Here is a 19,843-nt window from a genome sequence, read left to right as displayed (position 1 = left end):
TATCGTGCAACGCCTCCTCGCCGTCCTCCTGATCCTGATCGGAGTGATCGGACTGGTGCTGGGACGCCTCGGTGAGACCACCTGGGCCCCACCGACCGAGACCACCGCGACCGTGGAGCTCAGCAGCCCCGGCCCCGCCGTGGTCATCGATCCGGGCGTCCTGTACGTCGGGGGCCAGAAGGGCGAGGTGACGATCGAGGGCTCCTCGGACGTCTCCCTCATCACCGCGGACAACAGCGACATCGAGGCCTACCTCGCCGACACCGCCTACACGCGGATCACCGGGGCCAGCGACTGGAGCACGCTGAGCACGGAGGCGGTCAACCCGGAGGGCGCCACCGAGCTGAGCGATCCCACCGGATCGGACCTGTGGCGCACGGTCGAGACGAAGCCCTCGCCGTACACGGTCGAGATCGCCGACTTCGCCGCGGAGGAGCACGGGGACAACCAGCAGGCGTACCGGGCGATCCTGGTCGTCACCGACGGCACCGAGGCCGGTGCCGATTCCGTCTCGATCACCTGGCCCGTCGAGAACGAGAACGAGTGGGTTCCCTTCGCCTATGCCGGCGGCGCCGCGATCGCCGTGATCGGCCTGGTCCTGCTCGTCGTCTCGATCGGCGGCCGACGCCGAGAGGACGACGAGGACGCGGAGCTCGAGGCGACCGACGCCGCCACGGAGACTGACCGCGCCGCGGTCGACCCCGAGGTCGAGGCAGGCGCAGCCGCTGGTACGCCGGCTGATGCTGATGCTGATGCTGATGCTGATGCTGATGCTGAGTCCGACGACATGACGACCGATGGCGTGACGTCCGACAGCGAGGCGCCCGGCGATCCGGTCCGCCTCTTCCACGACGACACCGAGGTGCTCGCACCGGTCGACGGGAAGGGCGACGACGTCGCCGACCCGGACGCCGGCCGTCCCTCCCCGACGGGCCCGGAGGACAATGCCTGGGGCCTGGGCGAGGATCGCGGTACCCCGGAAGACGTCGACGACCGGGACAGCGAGGACCGTCGATGACCCGCCAGAACCGCAGCACGCCTGTGTGGAAGGACCCGCAGATGACCAGCCGACCCGTTCCCCGCCGTGGACTCTTCGTCGGAGCGGGATCCCTCCTCGCCGCCGGGGTGCTCTCCGCCTGCGCCTCGGAGCCCGAGGCGCCGCCCGCGCCGCCCAAGGGCCCTTCCGCCGCGGAGCCGACCCCCGTGAACACGGTCGAGCAGTTCGAGACCTACGTCAGCGAGGTCAACGCTGCGGTGCTCGCCGCCGACAAGAAGGCCGACGTCAAGAAGCTCGCGCCCCGCGTCACCGGCTCGGCCGTGACCTTCCGCAAGTCGGCCTACGCGATGATCAAGAAGGCCGACGAGTGGGCAGCCTTCCTCAGCGTCCCCGGTGAGTCGCTGATCGTCCCGATGACCACCGTCACCGCCGAGTTCCCGCGCGTCGCGATCGCCCTGGTCGAGGACTCGAAGAAGGACGGCGTCCCGTACTTCATGGCACTGCAGCAGGCCGACGCCCAGTCGCCCTACATCAGCTGGGGCTGGGCTCAGCAGGCCGTCGGCATCGAGATGCCTCAGGTGCCCAACGAGCTGGTGGGTGCCGAGAAGGTCGAGGTGGACTCCGAGGACCTGCTCATGACTCCCGCGAAGGCCCTGGCGCTGTATGCCAAGGTGCTCTCCAACGGCGACGAGGACGACCCGGACGACCTGCTCGCCGACGACCCCTTCAAGCTGGAGCGGCACGAGCAGATCAAGACCGAGCGCAAGGAGCTCAACGCCGGCGTCGAGAAGGACGAGGCTGCGACTGTGAAGGAGACCTACAAGGTCACGGACGAGGAGTTCGTCGGGCTGCGCACGGACGACGGCGGAGCCATCGTCATGGGCACCCTGACCTCGACCCGCACGGTGTCCATCAAGGACGGCGCGACCATGCGCTATGCGGAGGACAACGCGTACACCAAGGTGATCGGCAGCAAGGAGTTCACCAAGGAGTACGTCCGAACCTATGGGGCGCACGTCGCCCTGTTCATCCCCGCCAAGGGGGCGAAGGGTGCGAAGAAGGGCGCCACGGCGCAGGTGCAGCCGATCGGCGCCACCCTGACCACCCTGGGAGCCACGGGGGAGTGACCTCCGCCGGGGCGACGTCGTCGGTCGATCGGCTCCGGAGGATGTTCTCTCAGGGCGTCCCCGGGATGGCGGTCTCTGAGAGCCCCGGCTCGGTGCACTCCCTAGACTGTTCGGGTCCCGACCTCGTCGAAGGAGTTCTCCCGTGACCGATCCGTACGGCATCATCGATCTCGCCGCGCTGAAGCAGCCTGCCGCTTCCGAGGGAAGCGCCGGCGGCGCCGGGGGCACCCCGTCCCCGCATGAGGTGGCTGTCACCGAGCAGGGTCTCGAGCAGCTGGTCGCCGATTCGCAGCAGATCCCCACGCTCATGCTCGTTACCAGCTCGCGGGTCGCCGAGGGCGAGCAGTTCCTCGGCTCCCTGCGGCGCGCCGTCGACGCCCAGGGTGGGGCGCTCCGCCTCGCGGTCGTCGACGCCGACACGCAGCAGCGCGTCGCCGGAGCCCTGCGCATCGAGCAGCTGCCGACGCTGCTCCTGCTGATCCTCGGCCAGGTGCAGCCGATCGTGCAGTCCGTGCTCCCCGACGAGGAGGTCGACAACCTCATCAGCCAGGTGCTCGAGCTCGCGAAGCAGCAGGGCCTGGACACCACCGGCGCAGGGCAGGGTGAGCAGGCGGCTCCCGAGGAGGAGCCGATGCCGCCGCTGATCGCCGAGGCCTACGAGGCGATCGAGAAGGGCGACCTCGACGCCGCCGTGGCCGCCTACGAGAAGCAGCTCTCCGAGACCCCGGCCGACGCCGAGGCGAAGGCCGGCCTGGCCACCGTGTCGCTCATGCGCCGCACCCAGGGCATCGACGCGAACGCGGTCCGCGAGGAGGCCGCCCAGAAGCCGACGGACCTGGCGGCACAGCTGCTGGTCGCCGACCTCGACATGCTCGGCGGACACGTCGACGACGCGTTCAGCCGCCTGCTGGGCCACCTCCGGGGCGCCGACCAGGAGACGAAGGCCGCGCTGCGTGATCGTCTGCTGCAGCTGTTCGAGGTGGCCGGCCCGGCGGATCCGCGGGTGCCTGCCGCGCGCAAGCGCCTGGCGAACTTCCTGTACTGAGCGCACGGCCGCCCGCGGACAGCACGGCCGCCCGCGGTGCCTGCACAGCCCACGACCTGCCGCCCCTCCGGAGCTCTCCGGAGGGGCGGCAGGTCGTCGTTGCTCGGTCGGCCGGCTCGGTCATCGGGAGCGGCCTCTGCAGCCCGGTTCTGCAGCCCAGCACTGCGGCACGGGGCCCGGCTGCTCAGCCCTCGCGGAGCCGCTCCGGGACGAGGACGACGGCGCCCAGCGGGGGCACCGACAGCCGCACCGAGTGATCCCGGCCGTGCTGGGGCAGGGCCTCCGCATGCACACGGCCCAGGTTCCCGATGCCGCTGCCCCCGTAGACCGGGGCGTCGCTGTTGAGCACCTCGAGCCAGCTCCCACCCTCGGGCAGCGGGATCCGGTAGCCGTGCCACGGCTGCGGGGAGAAGTTGAGCACCACGACCACCGGGTCGCCGGCCTCGTCGCGACGCAGGAACACCAGCATGTTGTGGTCGGCGTCGTCCCCGATCAGCCATTCGAAGCCGCCCGGATCCTGGTCGCGCTGATAGAGCGCGGGGAAGTCGGCCTGCAGGCCGTTGAGGTCCTTGACCAGCTGCTGGGTGCCGCGGTGCAGCGGGTACTCGAGCAGCCACCACGGCAGGCCCGACTGCTCGGACCATTCGGTGCCCTGCGCGAACTCGCTGCCCATGAACACGAGCTGCTTGCCGGGATGGGTCCACTGCAGGGCCAGGTAGGTGCGCAGCGAGGCGGCCTGCTGCCAGTCGTCGCCCGGAGCCTTGCGCAGCAGCGAGCCTTTGCCGTGGACGACCTCGTCGTGGCTGATGGGGAGCACGAAGTTCTCGGAGTACTGGTAGACCATCGAGAAGGTCAGCTCGCCATGGTGGTACTGGCGGTTGATCGGGTCCTGCCCGAGGTACTCCAGGGTGTCGTGCATCCAGCCCATGTTCCATTTGAAGCCGAAGCCGAGCCCGCCGCTGTCAGTGCTACGGGTGACGCCCGGGAACGAGGTCGACTCCTCGGCGATCATCACGATGCCCGGCGCCCGCTTGTAGGCGGTCGCGGTGGTCTCCTGCAGGAAGGCTATGTTCTCGAGGTCCTCCCGGCCGCCGTGGCGGTTGGGGATCCACTGGCCGTCCTCACGGGAGTAGTCCAGGTAGAGCATCGAGGCGACGGCGTCGACCCGCAGGCCGTCGACGTGGAACTCCTCGAGCCAGTAGCAGGCGTTGGCGACCAGGAAGTTGCGCACCTCGTGGCGGCCCGTGTCGAACACGAGCGTGCCCCAGTCCGGGTGCTCGCCGCGCCGGGGATCGGCATGCTCGTACAGCGCGGTGCCGTCGAAGCGCGCGAGCGCCCATTCGTCCTTGGGGAAGTGGGCGGGGACCCAGTCCAGGATCACGCCGATGCCCGCCGCGTGCAGCGCATCGATCAGGTGGCGCAGCTCGTCGGGGGAGCCCAGACGGGAGGTCGGGGCGTAGTACCCGGTGACCTGGTAGCCCCAGGACCCGCCGAAGGGGTGCTCGGCGACCGGCATGAACTCCACGTGGGTGAAGCCCATCTCGGTCACATAGTCGACCAGCTCGGTGGCGAGCTCGGTGTAGCCGAGCCCGGGGCGCCAGCTGGCCAGGTGGAGCTCGTAGATCGACATCCGGGAGGCGACGGCCTCCTGGGCGGCGCGCTCGGCGAGCCAGTGCTCGTCGGTCCACTCGAAGGTGCTCGTGGTGACCACGGAGCCGGTGGCGGGCGGCACCTCGGCCAGGCGCGCCATCGGATCGGCCTTGTCGACCCAGGTGCCGTCGGCCCCCAGGATCCGGAACTTGTAGGTGTCCCCGTCCCCGACAGCGGGGACGAAGATCTCCCAGACGCCGGAGGATCCCAGGCTGCGCAGGGCGTGGCCACGGCCCTCCCACCCGTTGAAGGTGCCGACCACCTGGATCGCGCGGGCGTTGGGGGCCCACACGGCGAACGATGTGCCCTCGACCCCGTCGAGGGTGAGCACGTGGGCGCCGAGCGCCCGCCACGGCTCCTCGTGGCGGCCCTCGTGGATCAGGTGGAGGTCGAGCTCGCCGATGGTGGGCGCGAACCGGTGGGGCTCGTCGAGGTCCACCGGAGCGGCACCCTCCTCCCAGGTGACGCGCACCCGGTAGGAGGGGAGGTGGGGGACCGCGAGGGCGACGGCCCAGATCCCGTCGTACTCGTGCTCCATCGCGACCGCGCTGCCATCGGGCAGGACCACCTCGACCGCCCGGGCAAAGGGCTTGAGGGTGCGGACCGTGATCGCGCCCTCGTACTCGTGGGCGCCGAGCACCGAATGGGGATCGTGATAGCTGCCGGTGGCGGCGGCGCCCAGCTCGTGCTCGCCCAGCGGCATCACCGTCGGTACCGCCGTCGGAGTCGCCGTCGACGACGAAGGGACCGGCGCGGACGGCGAGGCAGGCGGTGTCGCAGAAGGCGACGAGGGCGTCGCAGGGGCCGGTGCGGTCGGTGTCGCAGGAGCCGGTGCGGAGGACGGACTCGCCGCGCCTGAGGTCGAGGGGGTGGGGTCGGTCTGGTCAGCCATGTCAGCTCTCCTCGGGGTGGATGATCCGCAGGACGTGCGCGGGCCGGTCGGTGGCGCTGAGGACGACGTAGGGGTCGCTGCCCCACGTGAACCTCTCGCCGGTCAGCAGGTCCTCGACCTCGAAGCGCTCGGGGACGTCGAGCGCGTCGAGATCCAGGTGGAGCGTGGTCCACGCGTCCTTGTCATGGGCGGTCAGCGAGACCACGAGGATCGTGTCCGGCGAGCCGGTGCCACTGGCGACTGCTCCGAGATGCTTGGAGAAGACCAGCACCTGCTCGTCCTCGGCCTCATGGAACCGGATCGAGGTGAGCGACTGCAGGGCGGGATGCTCGCGGCGGATCCGGTTGAGGTCCGTCAGCAGCGGTTCGAGGCTCCGGCCGGCGGCGAGGGCGCCGGCGAAGTCGCGCGGCGCGAACTCGTACTTCTCGTTGTCGATCTGCTCCTGCGCACCGGGCCGCGGGACGTCCTCGACGAGCTCGTACCCGGTGTAGATGCCCCAGGTGGGGACGAGGGTGGCGGCGAGGATCGCGCGCAGGGCGAAGGCCCGTCGGCCTCCCGAGCTCATGAACGGGGTGAGGATGTCGTGGGTCGTGGGCCAGAAGCTCGGGCGCATGTACGGCGCGGACTCGACGAGCTCCTCGAGGTACTCCTGCAGCTCCGCGGCGGTCTCGCGCCAGGTGAAGTAGGTGTAGCTCTGGTGATAGCCGACCTTGCCGAGCGTGTGCATCATCGTGGGCCGGGTGAACGCCTCGGCCAGGAAGATCACCTCGGGATGCTTCTCGTCGAACTCCGCCAGCAGCTCCTCCCAGAACCGCACCGGCTTGGTGTGGGGGTTGTCGACCCGGAAGAGCGTCACGCCGTGGTCGACCCAGTGCTCGAGCATGTCCCGCACGGCGGCGTAGAGCCCGTCGTAGTCGGTGTCGAAGCTGAGCGGGTAGATGTCCTGGTACTTCTTGGGCGGATTCTCGGCGTAGGCGATCGTGCCGTCCGCGCGCACCGTGAACCATTCGGGGTGCTCGGTGACCCAGGGGTGGTCGGGGGAGCACTGCAGGGCGATGTCGAGGGCGACCTCGAGATCGAGCTCCCTGGCGCGCGCCACGAAGGCGTCGAAGTCCTCGAGGGTGCCGAGGTCGGGATGGATCGCGTCGTGGCCACCGTCGGCCGAACCGATCGCATAGGGCGAGCCGGGGTCCCCGGGGCGCGGGTCCAGGGTGTTGTTGCGTCCCTTGCGGAAAGTCGAGCCGATCGGGTGGATCGGGGTCAGATAGGCGACGTCGAAGCCCATCGCCGCGATCCGGTCCAGGGACGTCGCCGCGGTGCGCAGGGTGCCCGAGCGCCACCCCGTCTCGGGGTCGAAGCGCGCCCCTTCGGAGCGGGGGAAGAACTCGTACCAGGAGCCGAACAGGGCCCGACGACGGTGCACCACGAGCCGGTAGGGCGCCGAGACCGTGACACCCTCGCGCAGAGGCCTCAGGGCGAGCATTCCGCGCAGATCGGCGGCCAGCGCCGGGGCCACGCGCGAGGAGGCCGGCAGGCCGGGGGAACGCAGGCTCTCCAGCGCCGCGCGGACGACGGGGCCGTCGGACGCGGGCCGCAGGCCGCTGTCGACCTCGGCCAGCACGCGTCGCAGCACCAGGACCCCCTCGGCACAGACGAGGTCGAGGTCGATGCCGGCCGGGATCTTCACCTCGGCGCTGTGGACCCAGCTCTCGTAGGGCGCGGAGTACGCCTCGATGCGGAAGGACCAGTGCCCCGTCCGATCCGGCCGCACGGGCACCTGCCAGAGATCCAGGCCCGGGTTCGTGGACTCCATCCGCAGGCGCTGCTCGCCGCCGTCGGGATCCACGAGGACGACCTGCACGCCCATCTCGTCGTGCCCCTCGCGGAAGGCGTTCGCGGTGAGGGTGATCGTCTCGCCCTCGACGCAGGAGGCCGGGAAGCGACCGCCGTCGACGACGGGCTGCACGTCCATGATCGGGATCCGGCCCACGCCGCGCTCCAGCGAGCTCGTCGTGCCGGGCGAGCCGGTCGACGCGGTCGCAACGGGCTCAGCAGGGCGGGCGTCGGAGGCGGGAGCGCTGGACGCCGGGGTGCTGGCCGCCGGGGTGCTGGACGAGGGAGTGCTGTTCTCGGGGGCGTCGGTCGCGGACGCAGCGGTCCGGAACGCGGTGGACCGGGGCGCAGCGCCCTCGGACCCGGTGGCCTGGGACATGGTCTCTCCTGCCTGACACCTCGGTGTCTGCGACGGTCGTGGTGACGGTCCTCACGATAGCCGTTCGGAGGGCTCCTCAGGACCGTCGGCCTCGATCCCGAGGACCACCACGCTCCCGCTGCGCACGGTGACCGTCCGCTCGAGGACGGGACTCGTGGGAAGGTCGTCCTGACGCTCGAGAGCGGTGTCCAGCAGAACCCGCGTCGTGCCCTGGGGCCAGGGCGCCCCCGGCATCCGCACGGGAACGTCACCGGAGTCGGTCGAGAGGATCACGAGCAGATGCTCCGCTCCGCCGCGTCCCCGGATCGCCGGCCGCAGCATGGCCAGCAGATGCCGGGACGGATCCATCCACGATCCATGGTCCAGCGGGTCGCCCTCGGCCCCGAACCAGGCGACCTGGTCGGCGTCGAGGTGCTCGGGATCCGCAGGGCGCAGGAAGTGGGGCGCCCGCAGCTGCGGATGCTCGCCCCGCAGGTCCAGGACGCGGGACACCGACTCCCGCAGCTCCAGGGCCTGGTCGTCGAGCGACCAGTCCACCCACGAGATCTCGTTGTCCTGGCAGTACGCGTTGTTGTTGCCCTGCTGGGTGCGCCCGATCTCGTCCCCCGCGGTCAGCATCGGCGTCCCGGAGGCGAGCAGCAAGGTGGCGAGCATGCTGCGCGCGGTGCGGCGACGCAGCTCCTCGATCCCGTCGGGCACGGCGGCGCCGGGGTTCTCGCCCTCGTGGCCGTGGTTCCAGGAGCGGTTGTCCGAGGTGCCGTCGCGGTTGTCCTCGCCGTTGGCCGCATTGCGCTTGCGGTCGTAGACGGTCAGATCCCGCAGGGTGAAGCCATCGTGCGCGGTGACGTAGTTGATCGAGGCCCAGGGAGAGCGCAGGCTGCGTCCCTCGGGCAGAGCGGGCGGGTCGTTCCTGGTCAGCAGATCGCTGGAACCGCTCAGGCGGGTCGCGAGATCCCGGATCCCCCCGACGGCGTCGTCCCCGGTCCTCTCCCGATGCGCACGATCGGAGAGCCAGAAGGCCCGGACATCGTCGCGGAAGGCGTCGTTCCACTCGGCGAAGGGGGCCGGGAAACCACCGGTCTGCCAGCCGTCGGTGCCGACGTCCCACGGCTCGGCGATGAGCTTGACCTCGCGCAGCACCGGGTCGGTGGCGATCGCCCGCAGCAGCGGATGGTCGGCGCGGAAGCCCCGATCATCCCGTCCCAGCGTCGCCGCCAGATCGAAGCGGAAGCCGTCGACATGGACCTCCTGCACCCAATGACGCAGCGAGGCGAGCACAAGATCCATGACGTGCACCGATCGTGGATCCAGGGTCCCGCCGGTCCCCGTGACGTCCTGGAACGTGCCGTGGTCCATCCAGTAGTACTCGAGGTTGTCCAGACCCCGCAGGGACAGCGAGGGGCCTCCCGCCCCGCCCTCGGCGGTGTGGTTGTAGACCACGTCGAGGATGACCTCGAGGCCCGCGGCGTGCAGCGCCCGGACCATCGTCCTGACCTCGTCGAGCACCGCCTGGGCCCCGGCTCTCTGGGCGGCCGCCGTCGCCAGCGACGGCTCCGGGGCGAAGTACGACATGGTCGAGTAGCCCCAGTAGTTCGTCAGGCCCAACCGGGTCAGGTGGGCCTCGTCCATCGCGGCATGGATCGGCAGCAGCTCCACACTGGTCACGCCGAGCTCCTGCAGGTATGTCGTGACAGCAGGATGCGCGAGGCCCGCGTACGTCCCGCGCTGCTCGGGCGGCACGTCGGGGTGGCGGCGCGTGACCCCCTTGACATGCGCCTCGTAGAGCACCGTCGCGTCCCAGTCCACGATCGGCCGCAGGTCGTCCTGCCAGTCGAAGGCGTCGCCGACGACGACCGACCACACGGCCTCCTGGCTGTTGTCCGTCGAGCTGGGCACGGGATCCTCGTCGAGGCGATCGAGCATCGCGTCCACCTCGACGGGGAAGAAGGAGCTCAGCAGGGACGAGGAGTGCGACACGCCCCGTGCCCACGGATCCTGGAGCAGCCGCGCCGGCGTGAAGAACTGCCCGCCGGCGGGGTCCCACGGGCCATGGGCCCGCAGTCCGTACTGCGTGCCCGGAACCATCCCGGTGACGTGGTCCCAGTGGAGGCCGCCCTCGACGTGCCGCAGCCGCTGCCGCCGCTCCGTGCCGCCATGGCGCACGCACAGGTCGACGGCCTCGGCGCGCGGGGCGGCCACGGCGAAGGTGCCTCGGCCCGCGGCATCGACCGAGAGGCCGGGGGAGGAGGGAGCGGCCGGGGTCGCGGCACGGTCGGGATGATCTGCTGGCACCGGCGCATTCTCCCACCGTCGGCGGTCACGATCGCACTCAGGGGGCCCGGTGACGTTAGGATCGTCGGGATGTCACCGCGCTCCTCGTCCGGGGAACGGCCCGGACGCCGGGAGCGCAGCGGGGGCTGGACCCTCACGGTCACATGGCCGTGCGCGGTCCCCGGTCCCTGCGGGGGCAGGGCCGGAGCAGGACGAAGGTCCAGCTCGCACGAGCAGATCGAATCGACGCACGACGGGGGAGCCCCAGCGCATGAGCATTCCACCCAGCCAGCAGAGCGCGGTGCCGGCAGGTCCCGGCCGGCCCGCGCCCCAGGCGCACCCCGGCACGCCCGCGGGTCCGCCGCAGCCCCAGGGGCAGCTCCAGCCCCACGGCCAGCCGCAGGCTCCGGGTCAGCCCCAGGCTCAGGGCCAGCCGCAGGCACCCCAGCAGGGCCAGGCCCCGCAGTCGGAGCAGGGGAGAGCGCAGGGCGGCCAGCAGCGTCGGCCCGGCGACTTCGCGCCCTCGTCCGCGGCGATCTCGCCGGCGGATCTCGAGCGCACCGGCTCGATCATCCGCACGATCTCCTCCGTGTTCCAGTCCCGCGTGGTCGGGCAGGAGAACCTCCGGATGACCCTCGTCGCCGCGCTCGCCGCCGGCGGGCACGTGCTGCTGGAATCCGTGCCCGGTCTGGCCAAGACGACTGCCGCGAGCGCCCTGGCGTCGTCGATCACCGGATCCTTCGCCCGCATCCAGTGCACGCCGGACCTCATGCCGAACGACATCATCGGCACCCAGATCTTCAACTACGGCTCCGGCACCTTCACCACCCAGCTGGGACCGGTGCACGCCAACGTCGTGCTGCTGGACGAGATCAACCGCTCCAGCGCGAAGACCCAGTCCGCGATGCTCGAGGCGATGCAGGAGCGACAGACCTCGATCGGCGGCGAGGTGTACAGCCTCCCCGAGCCGTTCATGGTGCTCGCGACCCAGAACCCGATCGAGGAGGAGGGGACCTACGTCCTCCCCGAGGCGCAGATGGACCGCTTCCTCATGAAGGAGATCCTCACCTATCCGCGGCCCGGCGAGGAGCACGAGATCCTCGACCGCTCCACGTCGGGAAGCCTCACCGGCCCCCGCGAGGCCGTCGCCAACGTGTCCCTCGAGGACGTCCGCTTCCTCCAGCAGGCGGTCGACGCGGTCTACGTCGATCCGGCGGTGAAGCGGTACATCATCGATCTGGTGTTCACCACGCGCGGCTCCGGCCCGCGACCGGTGCCGAACCTGACCCAGTCCGTGCGCGTCGGCGCGAGCCCTCGCGGCTCGCTGGCCCTGATGCGCGTGGGCCAGGCCCACGCGCTGCTCAACGGACGCGACTACGTGACGCCCGACGACGTGAGGGCCATGCGCTACGGCGTGCTGCGCCACCGCCTCGTGCTCACCTTCGACGCCCTGGCCAGCGGCATCAAGCCGGAGCAGATCATCGACGCGGTGTTCCACGCCGTGCCGATGCCCTGACCCCACCTCACCCGGACGGCCACGGCCCACGGATCACGGACACCCCGACCACGGAGTACGGAGCGCACTGAATGGCCACCTCGCTGCTGACCCGCGTCAAGGCTCGGGTCGATCTGCACACCTCGAACCGGGCGCGGGGACTTATCCAGGGCCGCGGCCGCTCGATGTTCAAGGGCAGCGGCGAGGACTTCGACGATCTGAAGTACTACCAGCCCGGGGATAAGATCTCCGAGATCGACTGGAAGGCGACGGCGCGCTCCGGCGAACCGCTGATCCGACAGTTCAACGAGGAGCGGGTGCGGCACCTGTCGATCGTCGCCGACACGTCCTCGGCGATGGCGGCGACCGCGGCCGACGGCAGCTCCAAGCGCGACGCGATGATCCTGGCCGCGGGGATGGTCTGCTTCCTCGCCCAGAAGAGCGGTGACATGGTGGGCCTGGTGGCGGGCGGCGAGGGCCGTCCGATCCAGCTGCCCTCGCGGTCCAGCGACGGCCACCTCGAGCTGCTCCTGCGCAGCGTGCAGCAGGCCACCACCACCGCGGCACCGGTGACCGACACCTCCTGGCTGCTCGAACGGGCCTTCCGGGTCACCACCCGGTCCACGCTGATGACGATCATCACCGACGAGGCGCATCCCAGCGTCGAGGACTTCACACTGCTGCGTCGACTGACCACCCGGCACGACGTCATGGTGATCCGCATCGCCGATGCGGATCCGCTGCAGCGCACCGACCTGGATCACGACGTCGTCGATGTGGACCGCCCCCGCGAGATCGCGTCGCTCGCCCGGTCCTCCAAGCGGGTCGCGCAGGACGTCGAGGCCTACCGTCGGGCGCGGCGCGACGGCATCACCGAGATGCTCGACCGCCTGCACGTCACCCATATGGTCACCGAGGGAGAGACCACCGTGGTCGACGACATGATCGCGATGCTGCGCTCGAGGGAGTACCGCCATGCCCGTTCCTGAGCTGAGCGGCCCGGCGCTGACGCTGCTGGGCGGCGTCCCGCTCCTCGCGGAGCCCGCGCCGCCGGAGATCATCGCCCCGCCCCAGTACTCCGTGGCATGGGTGATCCTCGCCGTGCTGTGCCTGCTGGTCATCACCGCGCTGATCGTGGGCACCCTGAAGATCACCCGGGCGATCGAGAAGCGCATCGCCTATCGCGATCGCCCTTCCGACGTCGACACCGTCAAGGCGGAGTTCCTGCGCGCGGTGAACGACATCGCCGACCGTCACGAGGCCGGTGACCTCGGGGCCCGCGAGGGCCACCACGAACTCACCGGGGTGATGCGCCGTTTCGTGCGCCGGACCACGGGGCAGGACGTGACCAGCCAGGACACGTCGACGCTGCGGGCGGATCCGCGCACCCGCGATGTCGGGGAGCTGATCGCCGCGCTCTACGAGCCGGACTTCGCGCAGAGCACCGATGCCGAGCTGCAGGACTCCGTGCGCCGCTCGCGGGAGGTGATCCGGCGATGGTCATGACCTTCTGGTGGGTCACCGCCCTGCTGCTGCTCGCCGCGCTCGCCGTCTGGGGCATCACGTTCTGGAACCGTCGGGCGATGCGGAAGTCGCCGGTGCTGGTCGCGAACTCGGAGTACCTCGATCGGCTCCCGAGCTTCGCGCGCGCCCAACGGACCGCGAAGGTGCTGCGGGTGCTGCAGGTCGGCATCGCCGTCGTCGGCGTCGTCGCCGCCTCGGTCCTCTCCGGGCGGATCGCGACCGAGCGCATCGAGACCCCCGACTTCGCCTCGCGCGACATCGTGCTGTGCCTGGACGTCTCGGGGTCGATGTACGAGTACGACACCGAGATCCTCGCGACCTTCGCCGAGATGGTCGACACCTTCGAGGGCGAGCGGGTCGCGCTGACGATCTTCAACTCGACCAGCCGGACGGTGTTCCCGCTGACCAACGACTACGACCTCATCAAGCGCGAGCTCGAGGAGGGTGCCGAGGCGATCGACTTCGACGAGTTCGGGTATCGACTGGGCAACCGCGACTACTCCGACGACAAGGTCCGTCAGTACGTCGATTTCGTCGAGGGCACCAAGGGGATCCCCGACCAGGCCTCCGTCGTCCCCGACGGCCTCGCCTCGTGCGGCCAGGTCTTCGACCAGGCCGAGGAGGACCGCTCCCGCTCGATCATCTTCGCGACCGACAACGAGGTCAACGGCGAACCGATCTTCACCCTGCAGGAGGCCACCGAGTCGGTCGCCGCACGGGAGATCGACCTCTACACGTTCTACCCCGGAGCGTATGACTGCGGCCCGGAGTGCTTCGAGGAGCTGAAGACGGCCACCGAGGACCAGGACGGCGATCTGTACGAGTCCTCGGATCCCGAGGCGATCCCCTCGATCATCCAGGAGATCCAGAAGTCACAGGCGCAGGCGATGGGTGCCGAGCCGACGGTGGTGCGCACTGACCATCCGACCTTCGGGTTCGTCCTGACGTTCCTCTCGCTGATCGGCATCCTCGTGCTGGGATGGAGAACACGATGATCCGTCTCGAGCCCCTCATGCCCCTGTGGGCGAGCATCCCGCTGTTCGCGGCGATGCTGATCGTCGCCGTGGTGCTGCTGATCCGCAGGCCGCGCCAGCGCGTGGCGTGGCTGCGCCGGGTGCTGATGATCGTGCTCCTGCTGGTGGTCGCGCTGCGGCCGGTCACTCCGCTGGACACCCAGCAGACAGAGCGGATGAACGCGAACGTGTTCTTCGTGGTGGACCGCACGGGATCCATGAACGCCGAGGACTACGCCGGCGACCAGCCACGGCTGGACGGCGTCAAGGCCGACATGGCCCGGGTGATGGGGATGACCGAGGGCTCCCGCTACTCGATCATCGCCTTCGACTCGACGGCGACCCAGCAGCTGCCGCTGACCACCGATGCTGGTGCCGCGACGTCCTGGATCGACACCGTGACCACGGAGCCCACCGCGTACTCGAAGGGCTCGAACGTGGACCGTCCTCTGCAGTCGCTGATGAGCGCGCTCTCCGATGCGCAGCGGGACGACCCGGACTCCCAGATCCTCGTCTACTTCCTCTCCGACGGGGAGAACACCGACGGGGAGGACGCCGAATCCTTCAGCTCGGCAGCGGGATTCATCGACGGCGGCGCCGTGCTCGGGTACGGCACCGCCGAGGGCGGCCCCATGAAGGCGGAGGGCGGTGCCACCGACGGCGAGTACATCACCGGGCCCGACGGGGAGCAGGGGATCTCGACGATCGACGAGGAGCAGCTGCAGACCATCGCGGGGCAGATGGGCGTGCCCTACCTGCATCGGGAGGACCCCGAGGCGCCGATCGAGGGGACCATGGATGACGTGACCCTGAAGCCGATCCCGATCGAGTCCGGTCGCGACGTGGCATCCTTCGAGGACTGGTACTGGATCGCCTCGATCCCGCTCGCGCTGCTCCTGATCTGGGAGCTGGGCGAGATGACCTATCGGCTCCCGCGCAAGCTCGATCGCTACGACATCTCAGGAGCGCAGAGATGAGTGCACCCTCGTCAGAGAAGACCACGGAAGAGAAGCCCACGGCAGAGAAGGCCTCGACGCGGGCCCCATCGCCCGCTCTCACGCAGGACACCACCGGGAGCCCGAAGAACTTCGGGCTGAACGTGCGCCGGCTGCGCCGAGCCCGGATCATCGTCTTCGCGGTCCTCGCCCTGCCCATCCTGGCACTCGCCCTGCTGGCGGTGAAGTTCCTGTCGATGCCGATCACCCAGGCGACGCACCAGTCCGCCTATGAGGCACAGGACTATCCGACCGCGATCGAGCGGCTGGCCCCCGTCGAGTTCACGAACTGGTTCGAGCCGTACCTGCCGCATCTGTCCAAAGGCACCGATCTCCTGCAGCAGGACAAGGACGCGGAGGCCGAGAAGGAGCTGCGGACCGCCATGACGGAGTGGACCGATCACAGCGACCTCAACTCCCCGGCCCATGCCCAGTGCAAGATCGCGAACAACCTCGCCCTCTCCATCGAGCGCCAGGCGGATCAGATCGAGGATCCCCAGGAGCGCGCCGACAGGCTGTTCGAGGCCGAGGAGATCCTCGCCCCCTGCGCCTCCGGCGGCGGTGGAGGCGAGGGCGAGGGCGGCCAGGGCGGGGGCACCGGCAACGAGGACTCCGGCACCACCGAGGACAACGGCGACCGGGTGAAGGAGAAGCGTCGCGAGGCCGATGAGGAAGCCGGCAACGACCCGGACGACCGGGGCGAGCCGGGCTCCGGCTCGCCGCAGGATCCGGGCGAGCCGACGAAGGAGGACCCCGAGGGTGATGGACCCGACGAGGAGGCTCCCACCGAGGGCGACAGCGAGCAGAAGAGCAAGGAGGACAAGCTGAAGGAGCGCAACAAGGAATCCCAGGGGGGCGAGGGGGAGACCGATCCCGGCGGGTCCGAGCAGGATCCGAACAAGCCATGGTGAGCAGCGCCAGCGCCAGCGCCAGTGCCAGCGATAGCGACAGCAGTCGCGCCGCCGCGCCGGACGGGGCGATGAGCGCAGATGGTGAGCGGCGCGCCTATCTCGATCACGCGGCGACCTCGGTGCTGCGACCGGCAGCTCGCGAGGCCTTCGTCGAGGCATCGCTCGTGCAGGGCAATCCGTCGTCCGTGCACGCCACAGGGCGCCGGGCGAGAGCGGTCCTGGACGACGCCCTGGAGCTCATCGCCGAGCTCCTCGAGGTGCCGCGCAGCTGGCTGATCATGACCTCCGGGGGGACCGAGGCGGACAACCTCGCGATCCGGGCGGTGGCGACCGGGGCGGTCGCCGCGGACAGCTCCCGCACCGCCGTGGCGGTCGCGGCGACCGATCATCCGGCGGTGGTCGCGACGGCGCGCTCGCTCCAGGCGCTGACCCCTTCGATCGAGGCGCGTCTGCTGCCGGTGGACGACCAGGGCATCCTGCAGGCGGACCGCGCGGCCGACGCCCTCGCCGATGGCGCGGTGAGCGTGATGAGCACGGCGCTGGTGAACAACGAGACCGGTGCCCTCCAGGACCTGGCGGCTCTCGCCGCGATCGCCCGGGCCCACGGCACGCTCGTCCACACCGATGCGGTGCAGGGCGTGGGGCATGTGCGGCGTCCATCCTGGGACGACATCGACCTGATGTCGTTGTCCGGGCACAAGATCGGCGCCCCGGTGGGGGTGGGAGTGCTGGTGGCGAAGCCCGACGTTCCCTTCGGCACGACCAGCACCGGCGGAGGCCAGCAGCGGGGCGTGCGCTCCGGGACGCTGGATCTGGCGCTGGCCGCCGCCTTCGCGGCGGCGCTCCAGGAGACGGTGCGTGACCGGGAGCAGGAGAGCCGGCGGATCCGCGCGCTCGCCCGGAGGCTGCGCGACGGGATCCGGCAGATCGACTCGAGCGCACGGCTGACCCTCTCCGAGGAGTCGCCGCAGTCCGGGCACATCGTGCACGTGGTGTTCCCGGGCGCGCATTCGGACTCGCTGCTGTTCCTGCTGGACGAACGGGGAGTGGACTCCTCGGCAGGGTCGGCCTGCTCGGCGGGCGTCACCCAGGCCAGCCCCGTGCTGGCGGCGATGGGACTCTCGGAGGAGGACGCCCGGGGCGCGCTGCGCCTGTCGCTGGGCTGGACCAGCACCGACCAGGACGTCGACGTGCTCCTGCAGGCGCTTCCGGAGTCGCTGCGCCGAGCCCGGGCGGTCGGTGCGCTGTTCGGCTGATCGCCCGGGATCACCCGGGATCACCCGGGGGACGGTCACGGGACCACCAGAGAGCTCCCGCCGCAGCGGGGCACATCTCACGTTCCCGTCACGTGTCGCGAACCTGTGCCATCCGTAGACTCGACGGGTCGGATCCAGGGCCCTCTGGTGCTCACCAGCTGCCGGGATCACGACGATCCAGCAGATGGCGTATGACGGTGAGGAAGGGGGCGCGGCGATGAAGGTGCTGGCGGCGATGAGCGGCGGAGTCGATTCGGCGGTGGCTGCAGCCCGGGCGGCGGAGGCGGGCCATGAGGTCGTCGGCGTCCATATGGCCCTGTCCAAGAACCGCGATCAGCGGCGCACCGGCTCGCGGGGCTGCTGCACCGTCGAGGATGCCTCGGATGCTCGCCGGGCGGCAGATCGCATCGGGATCCCGTACTACGTCTGGGACCTCTCGGACGACTTCCACGACCTGGTCGTCGAGGACTTCCTGAGCGAGTACGCCGCCGGGCGCACGCCCAACCCCTGCGTGCGCTGCAACGAGCGCATCAAGTTCGCCTCGCTCATGGAGCGCGCCACGCTGCTCGGCTTCGACGCCGTCTGCACCGGGCACTACGCCTCGATCCGCACCGACGGGCCCGCGGGCACCCCCTCCTTGCACCGTTCCCGCAACATGGCCAAGGACCAGTCCTATGTCCTGGCCGTGATGGGTCCGGAGGCCGTGGGCCGCTCCCTCTTCCCGCTGGGTGAGTACGAGACCAAGGACGAGGTGCGCGAGGAGGCGCGCAAGCGCGGCCTCGGCGTCTCGACCAAGCCGGACAGCTACGACATCTGCTTCGTCGCCGATGGGGACACCCGGGGCTTCCTCGAACGCAACCTCGGGGCTGACCCCGGAGAGATCCTCGACGACAGCGGCGCCGTGATCGGTACGCACCGCGGCACCCACGGCTTCACGATCGGCCAGCGCAAGGGGCTGGGCATCCAGCAGCCGGCGGCCGACGGGGCCCCGCGCTATGTCGTCGACATCGATCCGTCCTCCCGCCAGGTCGTCGTCGGCGCCGCGGAGCTGCTCTCCACCCGTGAGCTGATCGCCACCGATGTGGTGTCCTTCGAACCGCTGAGCGCGGGCCGCGAGGTGCGCGCCCAGATCCGTGCGCACGGCGAGGCCACCCCGGCCCGGATCCTCGAGGCCCCGGAGTCCTCCGCCGCGAAACCGGCCCACGGCCCGAGCCTGCGAGTAGGCCTCGAGACCCCGATCCGCGGCGTCGCGCCCGGTCAGACCCTCGTCCTGTACGACGGTGACCGCGTGATCGCCGCTGCGACCCTGGAGCGACGCGCATGACACCCCTGGTGACCCTGACGGGGGACGGCACGTTCCGTGCCCCCACACCCCTGGAGGCCGCCCGTCTGGGGCTGCCCGACGATCCGCACCTGGCTGCGCTGATGCGGCTGCGGTCGCTGCTCGGGGACGACGTCGAGGAGCAGATCGCCACCCGGCTCTACCTTCCTGCGGCGCTCGGCACCGATGAGACGGACCATCTGCTGCCGGCCACCCTCGCACTGCTCGCCGAGACCACCGGCGATCTCGTCAGCTACGGATGGCGCCTGGGCCCTGGCATGGGTCGAGCCTGGCAGCATGCCCGTGAGCTGCGCGCCCGCCTGCTCGACGCGGCACGCATCGCCCTGCTCGGCTACGAGGGCCCGCTGATGACGACCGCGCTGGGGCCCATATCCCTGGCCGGTGCCACCTTCCTCAACTCGGGGGAGCGGACCCTGGCCGACCGCGGGGCGGTGCGCGACCTCCCGCTGCTGCTGGCCGAGGGGCTGCTCGACCATCTCGCGGAGCTGCGCGAGCGCGTCCCCGGGGCCCGTCCCCACCTGCTGCTGCGCGAGGACGCCGTCGCCGGTGTGCACGCCGGGCGCATCTCCACGCCGTCGGGCCGACGCAACTATCCGGCGGTCCCGGCTCCCGAGATCGGGATGCTCTGGCGCAGCCTGGTCGTCTCCCTGGAGGACGGCGGTCTCGAGCCGGGCATGATCACCCTCGGGGTCGGGGCGAATCTCGAGCTGCTCCGCGCCGCCCGCGACGCCGGGGTGAGCCGGATGACGCTCGGCCCGCGCCGCATGCCGACCCTGGAGACCCCGGAGGGCCGCGCGCTGTGGGAGGGCGTCGCCGAGGCCCGTGACGCCGGATGCAGCTTCGAGATCGTCGTGGATCCGCGACCGGGTGGGAAGCTCGACCCGGAGCTCGAGAGGCTCCTGGGGATCTGGAACCGTCTGGGCTACAGCGACGCCGAGGCGGCTGGCTGCACCCTGCTCGCGAACACCGGCGTCTCCCACGAGGTCCATACCGGTCGCATCGACCCGTCGGCCCAGCCCGAGCTCTCCACGCTGCTGGACGAGGGCGCGATCGAGGGGCTCCTGCGCGTGGCACCGACCTGGGCCGAGAGGGTCTCGAGCTGACACCGGCGCC

General features: G+C 70.6%; 15 protein-coding genes. 12 read left to right on the top strand and 3 right to left on the bottom strand.

The features are described from left to right. The first annotated feature begins 4 nt into the window (after positions 1-4). From INT49_RS02115 to INT49_RS02105, 3 genes are all read left to right on the top strand, one after another. Positions 5-1,018 (top strand): hypothetical protein, encoded by a 1,014-nt coding sequence (locus INT49_RS02115; protein ID WP_193116064.1) that lies wholly within the window; start codon positions 5-7, stop codon positions 1,016-1,018. Beyond that, positions 1,015-2,124, top strand: a complete 1,110-nt coding sequence (locus INT49_RS02110) for a hypothetical protein (RefSeq protein ID WP_193116063.1) — start codon at positions 1,015-1,017, stop codon at positions 2,122-2,124. Before INT49_RS02115 ends, INT49_RS02110 begins: the two co-directional genes overlap by 4 nt. Before the next feature lie 142 nt (positions 2,125-2,266). Further along, positions 2,267-3,169 carry a co-chaperone YbbN gene (locus INT49_RS02105; RefSeq protein ID WP_193116062.1) on the top strand — a complete coding sequence of 301 codons (903 nt, stop codon included), beginning with the start codon at positions 2,267-2,269 and terminating at the stop codon, positions 3,167-3,169. 184 nt (positions 3,170-3,353) lie between these two features. Here INT49_RS02105 and glgB read toward each other — a convergent pair whose 3' ends face one another. From glgB to glgX, 3 genes are all read right to left on the bottom strand, one after another. After that, a complete protein-coding gene (glgB, locus tag INT49_RS02100; protein WP_193116061.1) occupies positions 3,354-5,522 on the bottom strand; it encodes a 1,4-alpha-glucan branching protein GlgB in 2,169 nt (722 codons plus the stop codon). Between the two features lie 190 nt (positions 5,523-5,712). Then, positions 5,713-7,923: a maltotransferase domain-containing protein gene (locus INT49_RS02095; RefSeq protein WP_264298742.1), complete on the bottom strand. Its 2,211-nt coding sequence runs from the start codon at positions 7,921-7,923 to the stop codon at positions 5,713-5,715. Positions 7,924-7,974: 51 nt separating this feature from the next. After that, positions 7,975-10,215 carry a glycogen debranching protein GlgX gene (gene glgX, locus INT49_RS02090; RefSeq protein ID WP_193116060.1) on the bottom strand — a complete coding sequence of 747 codons (2,241 nt, stop codon included), beginning with the start codon at positions 10,213-10,215 and terminating at the stop codon, positions 7,975-7,977. A 250-nt stretch (positions 10,216-10,465) separates the two neighbouring features. On the opposite strand from glgX, the gene INT49_RS02085 reads away from it, so the two are divergent. From INT49_RS02085 to INT49_RS02045, 9 genes are all read left to right on the top strand, one after another. Continuing rightward, entirely contained in the window at positions 10,466-11,710 is a 1,245-nt protein-coding gene (locus tag INT49_RS02085; protein ID WP_226849615.1) for an AAA family ATPase, read from the top strand. Between the two features lie 71 nt (positions 11,711-11,781). Continuing rightward, positions 11,782-12,678 (top strand): DUF58 domain-containing protein, encoded by an 897-nt coding sequence (locus INT49_RS02080; RefSeq protein WP_193116059.1) that lies wholly within the window; start codon positions 11,782-11,784, stop codon positions 12,676-12,678. Continuing rightward, positions 12,665-13,195: a hypothetical protein gene (locus INT49_RS02075; protein ID WP_193116058.1), complete on the top strand. Its 531-nt coding sequence runs from the start codon at positions 12,665-12,667 to the stop codon at positions 13,193-13,195. Before INT49_RS02080 ends, INT49_RS02075 begins: the two co-directional genes overlap by 14 nt. Next, on the top strand, positions 13,186-14,208 hold the full coding sequence (locus INT49_RS02070; RefSeq protein ID WP_193116057.1) for a vWA domain-containing protein: 1,023 nt from the start codon (positions 13,186-13,188) through the stop codon (positions 14,206-14,208). Before INT49_RS02075 ends, INT49_RS02070 begins: the two co-directional genes overlap by 10 nt. Beyond that, a complete protein-coding gene (locus INT49_RS02065; protein ID WP_193116056.1) occupies positions 14,205-15,203 on the top strand; it encodes a vWA domain-containing protein in 999 nt (332 codons plus the stop codon). The genes INT49_RS02070 and INT49_RS02065 overlap by 4 nt, the downstream gene beginning before the upstream one ends. Next, positions 15,200-16,132: an ICP22 family protein gene (locus INT49_RS02060; protein WP_226849614.1), complete on the top strand. Its 933-nt coding sequence runs from the start codon at positions 15,200-15,202 to the stop codon at positions 16,130-16,132. Before INT49_RS02065 ends, INT49_RS02060 begins: the two co-directional genes overlap by 4 nt. A gap of 68 nt (positions 16,133-16,200) precedes the next feature. Then, the gene (locus tag INT49_RS02055; protein ID WP_193116055.1) at positions 16,201-17,388 is read left to right on the top strand and encodes a cysteine desulfurase family protein; all 1,188 of its coding nucleotides are present in this window, start codon (positions 16,201-16,203) and stop codon (positions 17,386-17,388) included. A 217-nt stretch (positions 17,389-17,605) separates the two neighbouring features. After that, positions 17,606-18,712 (top strand): tRNA 2-thiouridine(34) synthase MnmA, encoded by a 1,107-nt coding sequence (mnmA, locus tag INT49_RS02050; RefSeq protein ID WP_193116136.1) that lies wholly within the window; start codon positions 17,606-17,608, stop codon positions 18,710-18,712. Next, positions 18,709-19,833 (top strand): hypothetical protein, encoded by a 1,125-nt coding sequence (locus INT49_RS02045; RefSeq protein WP_193116054.1) that lies wholly within the window; start codon positions 18,709-18,711, stop codon positions 19,831-19,833. Before mnmA ends, INT49_RS02045 begins: the two co-directional genes overlap by 4 nt. The last annotated feature ends 10 nt before the right edge of the window (positions 19,834-19,843 follow it).

The organism is Brachybacterium tyrofermentans, from assembly GCF_014897585.1.
Taxonomy (GTDB): domain Bacteria; phylum Actinomycetota; class Actinomycetes; order Actinomycetales; family Dermabacteraceae; genus Brachybacterium; species Brachybacterium tyrofermentans.
The sequence above is the reverse complement of the archived record's forward strand: the minus strand, read 5'-3'. Positions and strand labels throughout refer to the sequence as shown.